The organism is Bradyrhizobium sp. 147 (assembly GCF_023073935.1).
In the GTDB taxonomy this organism is placed as follows: domain Bacteria; phylum Pseudomonadota; class Alphaproteobacteria; order Rhizobiales; family Xanthobacteraceae; genus Bradyrhizobium.
Genome location: NZ_JADPKL010000120.1, coordinates 70,513 through 84,913, shown reverse-complemented (window position 1 = coordinate 84,913; position 14,401 = coordinate 70,513). Strand labels below are relative to the sequence as shown.

Here is a 14,401-nt window from a genome sequence, read left to right as displayed (position 1 = left end):
AAACTATTCGACCGAGGCCTTGGCGTGGCGCTCCGAGGATTCGAGCGCGGCCGCGCCCAGGCTGCGCCGGCGCCAGATGGTGCCGACGACCAGCACGACGACGACGCCGAGAAGCGCGCAGAGATATTCGCCGCCTCCGCCGCCATGGGTGAATTGCGGCGGGATGCGAAGTGCGCCGAGCATGCTGTCCAGCGAGGCGCCGAGCGGGCCATCGAACAGCGTGTGCAGCTTCGGCGCGACGCCAGGATCGGTCGCGATCACTTCTCCTGAGATCCAGCCGAGCAGCGCAGCACCAGCCCAGACCAGGACCGGCAGCTTTGCGAGCAGCGCCATGATCAGCGCTGCACCGGCGACAATCAGCGGCACGCTGATGGCGAGGCCGAGGATCAGCAGCGGCACGCTGCCATTGGCCGCGGCAGCGACCGCAATAACGTTGTCGAGGCTCATGATGATGTCGGCGACCACGACGATCTGAATGGCCTGCAACAGATGCGAGGCCGACTCGACGTCATCCTCGTCCTCGTTTTCCGGCACCAGGAGCTTTGCCGCGATCACGATCAGCGCAAGGCCGCCGACGAGCTTGAGATACGGCAGCACCATCAGCGTCGCGACGATGCCAGTGAAGATGATCCGCAGCAACACCGCTGCGCCGGCACCGAAGATCATGCCCCACAGCCGATGCCGCGGGTTGAGGCCGCGGCAAGCGAGCGCGATCACCAGCGCGTTGTCGCCGGAGAGCAGGATATTGATCCAGATGATCTTGCCAACCGCGATCCAGAAAGTCGGCGCAGCCATCTCGTTGCGGAACTGGGTGAAGAATGCCCCGATCGTAGCGGGATCGAAGATCTGCCAGAGCCAGTCCACAATGAGTCCTTTCGCCCGTCTAACCTATCGGCTGATGGATCAGCCGACGATCTCGTTGCCCGAGAAGAACTGCGCGATCTCGATCGCTGCCGTCTCCGGCGCATCCGAGCCGTGCACCGAATTCTCGCCGATCGACTTGGCGTAGAGCTTGCGGACGGTGCCCTCGGCAGCCTTGGCCGGATCGGTCGCGCCCATCACCTCGCGGTATTTGGCGATCGCGCCCTCGCCTTCCAGCACCTGCACCACGACCGGGCCCGAGGTCATGAAGTCGACGAGCTCGCCGAAGAACGGGCGCGCCTTGTGCACGGCATAGAAGGTCTCGGCCTGCTCCTTGGTCATGCGGATGCGCTTCTGTGCGACGATGCGCAGGCCCGCCTTCTCGATCACGGCGTTGACCGCGCCGGTCAGGTTACGCTCGGTCGCGTCGGGCTTGATGATCGAGAAAGTGCGTTCGATGGCCATAAATCTTGTCCTCGGGGAGAATGCGGGGGTTCGCAGTTGCGGGGCTTATATCGGCGCCGTTGCCGGACGGCAAGCGACCGGCGAAACAGCCGCACAGGCGCTTCGCCGCAGGACTCGCAACCCGCGATTCAACATGGATTACAACGATTTCACCCAGATGAACCGAATCTGAAACCCGCATCAGGTTTCGGTTCAGCTTCGCGGGCGTAAGGTCGGGTCTATCGAAACCGAAGCCTGACATTGAGGCAGAGCGTTTCGGCGGCGTTTCCATCGGCGCGATAGCCCCGCGCCGGCAATTGTTGAGGAGATCACCATGTTGAGGAAACTTTCGCTTGCCGCCGTCGCCGCGGTCGCGCTCGGTGCCGCGCTGGCGCCGACCTCCGCTTCCGCCCACTGGCATGGCGGCTGGCACGGCGGAGGCTGGCACGGCGGCGGCTGGCACCGCGGCTGGGGCGGACCCCGCTTCTATGTCGGCGGTCCCGTCTTCTACGGTTATGGCGGCTGCTACGTGCGCCGGCTAGTCCCGACCCCCTGGGGACCCCGCTGGCGGCTGATCAACCGCTGCTACTGAGCCCGACAGCACCTTCCGCAAGCACCTTCCTGAACAAAGGGGTTACCTACGCCCCCAAGGTAACCCTTCAGGAGAGGCCCCGGCGTCCGCGCCGGGGCCTTTTATTTGGGCGGACATGACTGCCATAATACAATTTTGACGAGAATCCCGGGGATTCCCCGCGGGCAGCGAAACCATTTTGGGGGCAATGACTTGGTAGCGTGTCCTTACTCTGAGAACACGGAACCGCGCGATGGCTGGCCTTCTTGCCAATGACAGCGAACATATCGATCGGCGCACCAGCCGCTCGATTCGCGATGCCGTGGGCGAACGGCTTCAGCAGAGTCTGCGCCCCGATCCCCGCCTCCCGACGCACCTCGAGAAGTTGCTCAACGAATTGAGGCAGCGCGAGCGCGAATCGCACTGACGGGAGCATGATCGGAAAAGTGTGAAGCGGTTTTCCGAAAATCACGCTCGAACGACAAGATTGGAAAAACGGGTTGCGTTCGACGCGCCCTGCGGTGACAAGGCCGCATGCTGTCCATCACCGATCTCTCCGTCCGCCTCGCCGGACGCCTTCTGATTGACCAGAGTTCCGTGCAGATCACGCCCGGGTCCCGCGTCGGCCTGGTCGGGCGCAACGGCACCGGCAAGTCGACCCTGTTTAAGGTGATCCGCGGCGAACTCGCGGCCGAGCACGGCTCGGTGACGCTGCCGCCGCGCTGGCGCGTCGGCAGCCTGGCGCAGGAGGCGCCGAACGGCCCCGAGAGCCTGATCTCGGTCGTGCTCAGGGCCGATCTCGAACGCGACGCGCTGCTCGCCGAGGCTGAGCGCGCGACCGATCCGCACCGGATCGCCGAGATCCAGACCCGCCTCGTCGACATCGACGCGCATTCGGCGCCGAGCCGTGCAGCCGCGATCCTCTCCGGCCTCGGCTTCTCCGCCGCCGATCAGCTGCGCCCCTGCGCCGAGTTCTCCGGCGGCTGGCGCATGCGCGTCGCGCTCGCCGCGACGCTGTTCGCGGCGCCCGACCTGTTGCTGCTCGACGAGCCCACCAACTATCTCGATCTCGAAGGCACGCTGTGGTTGGAGGATCACCTCGCGCATTATCCGCGAACGGTGATCGTGATCAGCCACGACCGCGACCTCCTGGACAGCTCGGTCGACCAGATCCTGCATCTGGAGCGCGGCAAGCTCACGCTCTACAAGGGCACCTATTCCTCCTTCGAGGAGCAGCGCGCCGCGCGCGAATTGCTCGATGCCAAGCAGGTCAAGCGCCAGGAGGCCGAACGGGCACGGCTGCAAGCCTTCGTCGACCGCTTCAAGGCCAAGGCCTCCAAGGCGCGGCAGGCGCAGTCCCGCGTCAAGATGCTGGAGCGGCTGAAGCCGATCACGGCGCTGGTCACCGAGGACGTGCGCGAGATCAGCTTTCCGGCGCCGGAGAAGATCCTATCCCCGCCGATCATCGCCGTCGACAACGTCTCGGTCGGCTACGATCCGGAAACGCCTGTGCTGAGCCGCGTCACCTTACGCATCGACAATGACGACCGCATCGCGCTGCTCGGCGCCAACGGCAATGGCAAGTCGACGCTGGTCAAGCTGCTCGCCGGACGGCTCGCTCCGTTCTCTGGCAGAGTGACCCGCGCGGACAAGCTGTCGATCGCCTATTTCGCCCAGCACCAGCTCGACGAGCTGAACGAGGACGCCTCCGCCTACGACCATGTGCGCAAGCTGATGGGCGATGCGCCGGAAGCCAAGGTGCGCGCCCGCGCCGGCGCGATCGGCTTTTCCGGCAAGGCCGCCGACACCATAGTCGGAAAACTGTCGGGCGGCGAGAAGGCACGGCTGCTGCTGGGGCTAGCGACCTTCTTCGGCCCCAACATGATCATTTTGGACGAGCCGACCAATCATCTCGACATCGACAGCCGCGCCGCGCTCGCGGAGGCGATCAACGAGTTTCCCGGCGCTGTGATCATGGTTTCGCACGACCGCTACCTGATCGAGGCCTGCGCCGAGCGGCTCTGGATCGTCGCCAACCGCACCGTGACCAATTACGACGGCGACCTCGACGAGTACCGCCGCCTGGTGCTGTCCGCGCGCAACGCGGAAGCGCCGCGCGAGCGCAGCGTCGCGAGCGAGAAGCCGCAGCGCGTGAGGTCGGACAATCGCGGCTCGCTGAAGAAGCGCATCGCGGAAGCCGAAGCCGAGATCGCCCGCGTGAGCGAGATCATCAGCAAGATCGACACTGCGCTGGCGCTGCCCGACATCTTCACCCGCGACCCCAAGCAGGCTGCGCAACTGTCGAAGGCTCGCGCGAACGCGGCCGACGCATTGGCGCGCGCGGAGGAGCAATGGCTCGAGGCGAGCACGCAATATAATGAGGCGGCGGGGTAACGCCGAAAGGCCCCCTCATCAAAATAGTGAAAACAACCCCATGCACAGTACCGGTATGTAAATACCCGGAAATGAGCCATTGCACTGGATGGTCTTTTGCCGCGCGGTTGGCGCCGCCCGGCGGCGGCACCATTGTGCTGGGATGACTCAGTCGGCGTATTGGCCGGCTGCCTTGATGATCGGCGCCCAGCGGTCGATCTCGCTCGTCAGCATCGCACCCAAGGCCTCGGGCGTCGCCTTGTCCTGCGGGACAGGCTCGGTGTTGATGTCGTTGAACCGGGCGATCAGCGTCGGATCCTTGAGCGCCGTCTGGAGCGCCGCCGCCAGCTTTTGAACGATCGCCGGCGGCGTGCCCTTGGGGGCATAGATGCCGTGCCAGACGCCGAGCTCGAAACCTTTGAGGCCGGCCTCGTCGGCCGTCGGCAGATCGGGCAGACTCTTCAGCCGCTCCTTGGTGGTGATCGCATAGGCCTTGACCTGCTTGGCCGTGATCGGTCCGGTGGTGTTCGTCGCCTGGTCGCAGGTGAGATCGATCTGCCTGCCGAGCAGGTCGTTCATGATGGGCCCGTTGCCCTTGTAGGGCACCGTGGTGAGCTGCTTCTGGATCGCCGTCATGAACAGCATGCCGCAGAGATGCGACGCCGCGCCGAGCCCGGCATTGGCGTAGGTCAACTTGTCGCCCTGCTGCTGAGCATAGGCGACCAGGTCCTTGAGCGTGTCGGCCGGGAAATCCGGACGCGCGATGATGGTCATCGGCGCGTTGGTCACAAGTCCGATCGGCGCAAAAGCTGTCTTCGTGTCATAGCTCAAATTGCGGTAGAGCGTCGCGGCGGTCGAGATGCCGACGTGATGGATCAAGAGCGTATACCCGTCCGGCTGGGCGCGCGCGGCGCGGGTCGTGCCGATGGTGCCGCCGGCGCCGGTCGCGTTCTCGACGATGACCTGCTGTCCCAGGGATTTCGTCATGCCTGCCGCGGTCAGGCGCGCGATGGTGTCGGTCGGTCCGCCGGCGGCGAAGGGCACCAGGATGGTGATGGGCCTCGCCGGATAGTCCTGGGCGACCGCCGCGCCGAGCGGCAGAAGCAGAGCCGATATGAAGGCAATGAACCGCATAGTCTCCTCCAAATTCTTGTAGCTCCATATGAGCGTATTCGTGGCGGCAAGACCATCAGGAAAGCAGGTTCAACAGCCATGTCCCGATCACGATGATGACGCACCGCCGACGCGCGTGCCCCGCTCGCCGAGCGTTACGTCTGCTCCTCGGTCTCGCTCTCGAGCTTCTTGCGTAGTGCCGCGACGATGCGATGGACGGTTTGCAGGTCCTTCACCGCAAGCCCTTCCGAAAGGCTGTTGACCCACGGTGCCTGCAAAGCCATCGCGGCATCGAAAGCGCGCCGTCCCTTGTCGGTGAGAACGACAAGCTGCGCTCGGCGGTGATGCGGGTTGGCTTCGAAGGCGACAAGGCCGTCCGCGTGCAGGTCGTTGACGATCCGCTGTACATTTTGGCGGTTGGCGCCCAGATCGCGGGCGAGCCAAGCCACCGGTTGGGGACGCTCCGCCTGCACAATGGCGCCCAGTATCTGCCAACGGGCGCTCGTAAGTCCGAGCCGGGCCACCAGACGGTCACCCGCGGTCAAGAGCAGGCTGTTCAGCCGGAACAAGTCAAGCATGAGCTTGGTCAAGGCATCGCCGGCCGACGTTCGCTGCGATTTCAACATATCGTCACCATAGACCGTATTGACATCATAATGTCAATTTGACATCCTATCCATAGTACCACACTGACATCATACAACCCAGTTGCCGGAGGCCTTCATGTCGCTGCTACGCCCGCTGGACCCTTCTTTTCCGATCGACCGTCAACTCGGCATCGATGCCGGCCCCGTCGTCCTGGTGAATGTCTTCACCCTCGACAAGGCCGATGAGCAAACCTTCCTCGAGGTCTGGCAGGACGATGCGGTCTTCATGAAGCGGCAGCCCGGCTTCATTGCCACTCAGCTTCATCGCGCGATCGGCGAGAGTCCGACCTATCTGAACTACGCTGTCTGGGAATCGACTGCCCACTTCAGGGCTGCGTTCACGCACCCCGAATTCAAATCAAAGATCGGGGCCTATCCCGCGTCGGCAGTCGCTTCTCCGCATCTGTTCCAGAAGGTCGCGGTGGCAGGCGTCTGCACGGCGTAATCCGCCTCGCGAGCATTCGCGGATGGAGCCGGCAATCAGACCGAAAAGGCGATCAACTTCTTCGGCGCATATGTTCAGCCGAGACGGATGGCAAGAGCCAGCAATGGGACTTCAAATTCAACGGCTTCCTGCCGCATTCATCGGAGCGTTCAGATCGAACGCTTAGACACAGAGAGCAACAGCGACCGCAAGCGTCGGCTCTCCGGAAAACAAGTCATGTCACGCGGCTGCGCTTATGCCGACTTCTTCTTCGGCTTCGGCTTGGTGGCCTTCGGCACCGGCTGCGGCTCGGGATTACCCTCGATCGAGGACAAGCGTCCGGCGGTGAACGTATAGATCCCCGCTCGCGGACCGGTCGTCCAGGTCACCACGGCAACGCGGCGGCCGATGGCGTCGTTGGAGAGATTGACCGACGAAGGCGCGCCGATGCCGCGCACCACGTCGCATTCGGTATGGCCAAGCGCGACCGTGCCGCCCGTCGGCGCGGACGCCGTGCTCGATGCATTGGCATCTGCCGGCCCGGGAGGCGGCGCCATGCCGAGACAGGCACCGTCGGCACTGACGAGATCCTCGGCTCCCACCGGTTTATCAGGCGTGAGTGGCGGCGATTCGATCGAGATGTTCTTGATGAAGAGACGGCCGGGCTTCTGGAACCATTCTGCGTCCTTCGACAACAGATCAGTCCCGCCAGAGCAGCCCGCGACCAGCGGTGCTACGGCAGCCAACGCAATCATGACCGAGCCGGGAAGCTTTTGATGTCGCACGATAAACTAATTCCCCGCGTGAAGGACCAGCCCTAAACGATTGTCCCAACATCCCTTTGCGGCACGAAGGTGACCGAAGCCAGCATCGTTCGAAAAGTGCAAATTATCATTAATTGCGAGCAGTCTTTAACTCCGCTTCTGCCACCGGCCCCGCTCGTCGGCCTGCCAATAGGTGACATCAAATCCCCGCGCCTTGCAATCGGCCCAGGCACTGCGGGCGAGCGCAAGCGCGTCCGGATCGTCCCCGTTGAACAACAACACCATGCGCTCGTAGCCCTCCGCGTCCTGCGGCAGCGCGGCGTTGTCGACCAGAAAGCGGACATTGGCGCCGTTCGGATTGTCCGCCTCGATCGCCAGCACGATCGGCTGGTCGACGGCATCGTTCACGCGCCATGTCGCGTGCGGCAGGAAGGAATCGTCGCGATAGGTCCACAAATGCGCGTCCAGCGCATCGGCGCGCTCCTCCGACGTCGACTGCACCACGACGCGCCAGCCGCGCTCGAGGGATTTCTCCAGAAGCGGCGGCAACACGTTCTCCACCGTCATGTTTTGCAGATGATAAAACAGCACTTCGGTCATTTGCGCTCGTAATGATCTGCGACCAGACGATCCAGCAGACGGACGCCATAGCCGCTTCCCCAGCTCTGGTTGATGTCGGTCTTCGGCGCGCCCATGGCGGTGCCGGCGATGTCGAGATGCGCCCAGGGCACATCGTCGACGAAGCGCTGCAGGAACTGCGCCGCGGTGATCGAGCCGCCGTGACGGCCGCCGGTGTTCTTCATGTCGGCGAACTGGGAATCGATCAGCTTGTCGTATTCGGGACCGAGCGGCATGCGCCAGACCTTTTCCCCGCTCTCGAGGCCGGCCGCGATCAGCCGGTCGGCGAGCTCGTCATTGTTGGAGAACATGCCGGCGTGCTCTGTGCCGAGCGCGACCATGATGGCACCGGTCAGCGTCGCCAGATCCACCATGAATTTGGGCTTCACCTTCTTCGCCACGTACCAGAGCACGTCGGCGAGCACGAGGCGGCCTTCGGCATCGGTGTTGATGATCTCGATGGTCTGGCCCGACATTGAGGTGACGATGTCGCCCGGCCGCTGCGCATTGCCGTCGGGCATGTTCTCGACGAGACCGATGGCGCCCACCACGTTGACCTTGGCCTTACGAGCCGCGAGCGCATGCATCAGGCCGACGACACAGGCAGCTCCCCCCATGTCGCCCTTCATGTCCTCCATGCTGCCGGCGGGCTTGATCGAGATGCCGCCGGTGTCGAAGCAGACACCCTTGCCGACGAAGGCGACGGGCGCCTCGCCCTTCTTGGCCCCGTCCCAGCGCATGATCACGGTGCGGCTGGGCCGCGTCGAGCCTTGGCCGACGCCGAGCAGCGCGCCCATCCCGAGCTTCTGCATCGCTTTGACGTCGAGCACCTCGACCTTGACGCCGAGCTTGCGGAGCTGGCCGGCGCGGCGCGCGAATTCCTCGGGGAAAAGCACGTTCGGCGGCTCGTTGACGAGGTCGCGCGCCATGATCACGCCATCGACGACGTGACCGGCCGCGGCGAACGCCTTCGCAGCAGTGGCATCGCCGACCGCAAGCGAGATGTCGGCGCGCGAGCCGCCCTCCTCGCCGTCCTTCTTCTTGGTCTTGTAGCGGTCGAACTTGTAGGCGCGTAAGCGAAGGCCCGAGGCGACCGCGACCGCCTGCTCGCTGGTCATGGCGCCATCGGGCAGCTCCGCCAGGATCGTCATGGCTGCGGTCCCGGCCGGAAGCTTGCTTGCCGCCACGCCGCCGAATTTGAGGAAATCGTTCGCCTTCAGGCTGGCCGCCTTGCCTGCGCCGATCACGATCAGGCGGGTGGCCTTCACACCCTCAGGTGCCAGGATGTCCAGCGCGGCCCCGCTCTTCCCCTTGAAGGCGGCCGCGGAGGCCGCCCGCTTCACGAGGTCAGCGGCGCCGCCGAGCGCCTTCGCCGTCGCGGGGCCGAGCTTCAGGCCATCGTCGCAGAACACAACCAGGATGCCACGGGGGGCGGTAGACAGCGGGACAAAGCCGACCTTGATGGCATCGGACATGGGTAACTCCTCCAAAACATGGGGCTTTTCGCCGTTCCGCGGTCCTGGCCAAGGGCCGGAGCTGAACGGCGATTCACTGAGGCTTCCGTACTATGGGCCAGCGGCCCGCCAAATGCCAACGCCGCCGTGGCCGTCAGGCCACAACGAGCGAAATATTAACCATATATTGAGGGTGCCACGGGGCAGCCATTTTGTTGATGGATCAAAGGGATGCTAGTGAGAGAGTAAGCTGGCGGAACCGATGGCTGGCCGTCCCTCGGGGATCCCGTTTCGGGATTGGGTCGGGCAGCGGGATTCCGGCGGCATGGGGCGTGGTGGGAATTCGTGCGATAGCGCATGGGGTCGATCGATAAGTATATCTTCCGCACGACGCTCGCGTCGTTTGCGCTGGTCCTGGTCAGCCTCACCGGCGTGATCTGGATTACGCAGGCGTTGCGCGGCATTGACCTGATGACGAGCCAGGGTCAGACCATCCTCACCTTCCTCGGCATCACCAGCCTCGTCATCCCGGCCCTGGTCCTGATCATCTCGCCGATCGCGTTGATGATCGCGATCTCGCACACGCTGAACAAGCTGGCGACCGATTCCGAGATCATCGTGATGAATGCGGCGGGCTTCTCGCCGTTCCGCCTGTTCTATCCGTTCTTCTACGCCACCTGCGTGGTGGCGCTGCTGGTCGCCTTCATCGCGGCCTATCTCGCTCCCGACGGCATGCGGCGGATCAAGCAATGGGACGCCGAGATCACTGCCGACGTGCTCACCAACATCCTCCAGCCCGGCCGCTTCGCCCAGCTCGACAAGAATCTGACGATCCGGATCCGCGAGCGTCAGCCCGGCGGCATCCTCGCCGGCATCTTCATCGACGATCGCCGCGATCCGAACGAGCGCGTCTCGATCGTGGCCGAGCACGGCGAGGTCGTGAAGAACGAGACCGGATCGTTCCTGGTGCTGGAGACGGGCAATCTCCAGCGCTTCGAAGCCGGCAAGCGCGACCCGGCGCTGGTGGCGTTCGGCCGCTATGGCTTCGACATGTCAAAATTCTCGGGCCAGGGCCGCGACGTCACCCTCGGCATCCGCGAACGCTATCTCTGGGAGCTGTTCTCGCCGTCCGAGGACGACCCGGTCTACAAGCAGATTCCCGGCCAGTTCCGTTCGGCCCTGCACGACAGCATCTTGGCGCCGATCTATCCGTTCGCCTTTGCCGTGCTGACCTTCGCCTTCCTGGGTGCGCCTCGCACCACCCGCCAAAGCCGCAATTTCTCGATCGGCTCCTCGATCCTCGCGGTGTTCGGCCTGCGCATGGCCGGTTTCGCCTGCTCGGTGATGGCGGTGAAATCGCCGGGGGCGGTGCTGGTGCAATACGCGATGGTCGTGGGCGCCATCGGCGTCGGGCTCTGGATGATCATCGGCGGCGTCGTGGTCGAGCCGCCTCCCCGCCTCATGGAGGCCATCAACAGATCGAACGCACGGATCGCGCGGCTGTTCAGACGGCCGGCCATCGCATGAGCATGCTCACCAACACACTCGGGCGCTATTTCGCCGGCCGCTTCGTGGTCGCCGCGCTCGGCGTGTTCGCCAGCATCTTCCTGCTGCTGGTGCTGGTCGACTATATCGAGATGGTGCGCAAGACCTCGGGCCTTGCATCCGCCTCGGCGATCATGGTGGCCGAGACCTCGCTGTTCCGGGTGCCGCAGCTCCTGGAGAAGCTGACGCCGTTCTGCATGCTGATCGGCGCCATGACCTGCTATCTCGCGCTCTCCCGCCGGCTCGAGCTCGTGGTCGCGCGCGCTGCCGGCATCTCCGCCTGGCAGTTCATCTCGCCGGCGCTCGGCAGCGCGCTCCTGATCGGGGTGATCGCCACCGTCGCCTACAATCCGATGTCGGCCAACTTGCGCGAACTCTCCAAGCGCATGGAGGCGGAGCTGTTCGGCTCGGCGCCCGGCGGCGGCATCCAGGATGCGTCCGGCTTCTGGCTCAATCAGGTGACCAGCGACGGCCAGACCATCATCAATGCGGCGCGCAGCGAGCAGCAGGGCATCCGGCTCACCGGCCTCACCCTGTTCCGGTTTGATACGGAGCAGCACTTTAAGGAACGGATTGAGGCGCGCGAGGCGACGCTGGAGGCTGGCCGTTGGCTGTTCAAGGGCGTCCGCCGCTTCTCGCTGGACTCCCCGCCAGTCGACCAAGCCCGCCTCGAGATCCCGACGACACTGACCGAGGCGCAGGTCCGCAACAGCTTTTCCACACCAGAGACTGTGTCCTTTTGGCAACTACCGAGCTACATCCGCTCCTCCGAAAGCTCGGGCTTCGCGACAGCAGGATACCGACTCCAGTATCAGAAGCTTCTGGCACAGCCGTTTTTGCTGGCGGCCATGGTGATGCTGGCGGCCTCCGTGTCGTTGCGCTTCTTCCGGATGGGCGGCGTGCAGAAGATGGTTTTGAGTGGCGTGGGCGCAGGCTTTCTGCTCTACGTCCTGTCGAAAGTAACTGAGGATTTGAGCAAGGCTGAGTTGATGCATCCGATCGCTGCGGCGTGGTTGCCCGTTGTGGTGGGCGGCCTCACCGGCTTTTTGGCCTTGCTCTATCAGGAGGACGGATAGTGACTGCCGTCCACCGAGGGCTCGTGCCTCGTTCGACGCGGCGCACATTGGTGCGCGCGAACGGGCGCGGTTGGTCCGTTCGCAGGCTCCTGCTCACAGTGGCCGCTGCCGCTTCGCTCGGCGCGCTGATCAACCTTGCCGCAGTGGTGCCCGCCTCCGCCCAGTACACCTATAATCCGCTGCCGCCGCGTCCGAAGCCGCAGAGGGGCCCCAACGACAACCAGATGCTGGTGCAGGCGACCGAGGTCGACTACGACTACAACAATTCGCGCGTCTCCGCGGTCGGTAACGTCCAGCTGTTCTACAACGGCACCAGCGTCGAGGCCGACAGGGTCATCTACGACCAGAAGACCAAGCGGCTCCATGCCGAAGGCAACATCCGCATGACGGATGCCGACGGCAAGATCACCTATGCCGAGATCATGGATCTGTCCGACGATTACCGCGACGGTTTCGTCGATTCGCTGCGCGTGGACACCGCCGACCAGACCCGCATGGCCGCGAGCCGCGCCGACCGCTCCAGCGGCAATTACACCGTGTTCGAGAACGGCGTCTACACCGCCTGCGCACCGTGTAAGGACGATCCGAAGAAGCCGCCGCTGTGGCAGGTGAAGGGTGCGCGCATCATCCACGACCAGCAGGAGAAGATGCTGTATTTCGAGACGGCACAGCTCGAATTTTTCGGCGTGCCGCTCGCCTACATGCCCTATTTCTCGACGCCCGACCCGACCGTGAAGCGCAAATCCGGCTTCCTGATGCCGGGCTATTTCCCGGGCACGACGAACACCGGCTTCGGCGCCGAAATTCCCTATTATTGGGCGATCGCGCCCGACATGGACGCAACCATCACCCCCCGCTTCATGACGCGGCAGGGCGTGATGCTGCAGGGCGAATTCCGGCAGCGCCTGATCGACGGCGCCTACCAGATCCGCGCTTATGGCATCGACCAGCTCGATCCCGGAGCGTTCGCCGGGCAGCCCGGCGACCGTCAGTTCCGCGGCGCCGTCGACACCAAGGGCCAGTTCGCGCTGAACGACAAATGGGTCTGGGGTTGGGACGGCGTCCTGATGTCCGACTATTATTTCTTCTCGGACTACCGGCTTTATCAATACCGCGACCCGCTCGGCTCGTTCCTGCTGCTGCCGACGGAAGCGCTGTCGCAGCTTTATCTGACCGGCGTCGGCAATCGCAGCTTCTTCGATGCGCGCACGATGTACTGGCTGAGCTATTCGGGTAACCAGAGCCAGGTGCCGATCGTCTATCCGGTGATCGACTATTCGAACGTGCTCAACTATCCCGTCTTCGGCGGCGAGTTCAGCTACAAGACCAATTTCGTGAACCTGTCGCGCGACGGAGCGGTGTTCGATCCGATCACGACGGTCGCCAATACCAGCAGCCTGTGCACGACGGCATCGGCCGATCCGCTGGCCCGTACGCCCTCGCAGTGCCTGCTGCGCGGCTTCCCCGGCACCTACACCCGCCTGACCGCAGAAGCGCAGTGGCGCAAGTCCTTCACCGATCCGTTCGGCCAGATCTGGACGCCGTTCGCCAGCCTGCGCGCCGATGCGATCAATTCCTCGGTCTCCAACCAGCCGGGCGTGTCGAACTACCTGCCCGTCGGCGACACCCAGGCGTTCCGCCTGATGCCGACCGTGGGCCTGGAATACCGCTACCCCTTCATCAACATTCAGCCCTGGGGCTCGACCACCGTCGAGCCGATCGCACAGATCATCATCCGGCCGAACGAGACCTATGCCGGCAAGCTCCCGAACGAGGACGCCCAGAGCATGGTGTTCGACACCTCGAACCTGTTCAGCGTCGACAAGTTCTCCGGCTACGACCGCGTCGAGGGTGGTGGCCGCGCCAATGTCGGCGTGCAATCCACGACGCAGTTCGACAAGGGCGGTGCCGTCAAGGTGCTGTTCGGCCAGTCCTACCACCTGTTCGGCCTGAACTCCTTTACGGTCCAGGACACCCTCAATACCGGCCTCAATTCCGGCCTCGACAAGCCGCGTTCCGATTACGTCACGAGCGCCAGCTACTCACCCAACAGCACGTATACGTTCAGCGTCCGCTCCCGCATGGACGAGCAGACCTGGAACGTCCAGCGTTTCGAAGCGGAAGGCCGCGCCAATTTCAATCGCTGGTCCGTCAGCATGCTGTACGGCAATTACGCAGCGCAGCCGGAACTCGGCTACCTGACCCGCCGCGAGGGCATCCTGACGACAGGCTCGCTGAAGGTCGCCGCCAACTGGGTGGTGTCGGGCTCGGCCCGCTGGGATCTCGAGGCCAACAAGATCAATCAGTATGTGCTCGGTGCCGGCTATGTCGACGATTGCTTCGTGCTGGCGGCGAACTATGTAACTTCCTATAGCTATTCCGCGGGATCCGCACCGCCCGTTCTGAGTCACGCGTTCATGTTCCAGATCGGCCTGCGCACGCTGGCGACCTCGTCGACGACCAGCGGTTCCTCGGGCCTCCAGTGAGCGTTTTGAAGTGCCGGCCGCGCTT

The 14,401-nt window shown here is 64.1% G+C and carries 14 protein-coding genes; 7 read left to right on the top strand and 7 right to left on the bottom strand.

Annotation, left to right across the window (positions count from 1 at the left end):
- Positions 1-3: 3 nt before the first annotated feature.
- Complete coding sequence (locus IVA87_RS29390) at positions 4-864, bottom strand: TerC family protein (RefSeq protein ID WP_247304248.1); 861 nt, start codon at positions 862-864, stop codon at positions 4-6.
- A 39-nt stretch (positions 865-903) separates the two neighbouring features.
- Positions 904-1,326 carry a nucleoside-diphosphate kinase gene (gene ndk, locus IVA87_RS29385; protein WP_035715388.1) on the bottom strand — a complete coding sequence of 141 codons (423 nt, stop codon included), beginning with the start codon at positions 1,324-1,326 and terminating at the stop codon, positions 904-906.
- A 313-nt stretch (positions 1,327-1,639) separates the two neighbouring features.
- Between ndk and IVA87_RS29380 the strand changes: the two genes are divergently transcribed.
- The 3 genes from IVA87_RS29380 to IVA87_RS29370 all read left to right on the top strand — a co-directional run bounded on the left by IVA87_RS29380 (position 1,640) and on the right by IVA87_RS29370 (position 4,270).
- Positions 1,640-1,897: a sulfur globule protein precursor gene (locus tag IVA87_RS29380; RefSeq protein WP_247304250.1), complete on the top strand. Its 258-nt coding sequence runs from the start codon at positions 1,640-1,642 to the stop codon at positions 1,895-1,897.
- Positions 1,898-2,129: 232 nt separating this feature from the next.
- Positions 2,130-2,303 carry a hypothetical protein gene (locus IVA87_RS29375; protein WP_247336406.1) on the top strand — a complete coding sequence of 58 codons (174 nt, stop codon included), beginning with the start codon at positions 2,130-2,132 and terminating at the stop codon, positions 2,301-2,303.
- Between the two features lie 107 nt (positions 2,304-2,410).
- The gene (locus tag IVA87_RS29370) at positions 2,411-4,270 is read left to right on the top strand and encodes an ABC-F family ATP-binding cassette domain-containing protein (protein ID WP_247304252.1); all 1,860 of its coding nucleotides are present in this window, start codon (positions 2,411-2,413) and stop codon (positions 4,268-4,270) included.
- 147 nt (positions 4,271-4,417) lie between these two features.
- Here IVA87_RS29370 and IVA87_RS29365 read toward each other — a convergent pair whose 3' ends face one another.
- The gene (locus IVA87_RS29365) at positions 4,418-5,383 is read right to left on the bottom strand and encodes a tripartite tricarboxylate transporter substrate-binding protein (protein ID WP_247304253.1); all 966 of its coding nucleotides are present in this window, start codon (positions 5,381-5,383) and stop codon (positions 4,418-4,420) included.
- A 134-nt stretch (positions 5,384-5,517) separates the two neighbouring features.
- Positions 5,518-5,988: a MarR family winged helix-turn-helix transcriptional regulator gene (locus IVA87_RS29360; RefSeq protein WP_247281686.1), complete on the bottom strand. Its 471-nt coding sequence runs from the start codon at positions 5,986-5,988 to the stop codon at positions 5,518-5,520.
- A 97-nt stretch (positions 5,989-6,085) separates the two neighbouring features.
- Between IVA87_RS29360 and IVA87_RS29355 the strand changes: the two genes are divergently transcribed.
- Positions 6,086-6,454 (top strand): antibiotic biosynthesis monooxygenase family protein, encoded by a 369-nt coding sequence (locus IVA87_RS29355; RefSeq protein WP_247304254.1) that lies wholly within the window; start codon positions 6,086-6,088, stop codon positions 6,452-6,454.
- Between the two features lie 233 nt (positions 6,455-6,687).
- Here the strand turns inward: IVA87_RS29355 and IVA87_RS29350 are convergent, their stop codons facing one another.
- The 3 genes from IVA87_RS29350 to IVA87_RS29340 form a co-directional block, all read right to left on the bottom strand.
- Positions 6,688-7,179, bottom strand: a complete 492-nt coding sequence (locus IVA87_RS29350) for a hypothetical protein (protein ID WP_247336417.1) — start codon at positions 7,177-7,179, stop codon at positions 6,688-6,690.
- A 165-nt stretch (positions 7,180-7,344) separates the two neighbouring features.
- On the bottom strand, positions 7,345-7,797 hold the full coding sequence (locus IVA87_RS29345) for a DNA polymerase III subunit chi (protein WP_247304255.1): 453 nt from the start codon (positions 7,795-7,797) through the stop codon (positions 7,345-7,347).
- Entirely contained in the window at positions 7,794-9,290 is a 1,497-nt protein-coding gene (locus IVA87_RS29340; RefSeq protein ID WP_247336401.1) for a leucyl aminopeptidase, read from the bottom strand. Before IVA87_RS29340 ends, IVA87_RS29345 begins: the two co-directional genes overlap by 4 nt.
- A gap of 336 nt (positions 9,291-9,626) precedes the next feature.
- Between IVA87_RS29340 and lptF the strand changes: the two genes are divergently transcribed.
- From lptF to IVA87_RS29325, 3 genes are read left to right on the top strand one after another with little or no spacing between them, the layout of a single operon-like run.
- A complete protein-coding gene (lptF, locus tag IVA87_RS29335; RefSeq protein WP_247304258.1) occupies positions 9,627-10,796 on the top strand; it encodes an LPS export ABC transporter permease LptF in 1,170 nt (389 codons plus the stop codon).
- Positions 10,793-11,890, top strand: a complete 1,098-nt coding sequence (lptG, locus tag IVA87_RS29330) for an LPS export ABC transporter permease LptG (RefSeq protein ID WP_247304260.1) — start codon at positions 10,793-10,795, stop codon at positions 11,888-11,890. The genes lptF and lptG overlap by 4 nt, the downstream gene beginning before the upstream one ends.
- On the top strand, positions 11,890-14,376 hold the full coding sequence (locus IVA87_RS29325) for an LPS-assembly protein LptD (RefSeq protein ID WP_247304262.1): 2,487 nt from the start codon (positions 11,890-11,892) through the stop codon (positions 14,374-14,376). The genes lptG and IVA87_RS29325 overlap by 1 nt, the downstream gene beginning before the upstream one ends.
- Positions 14,377-14,401 lie beyond the last annotated feature (25 nt).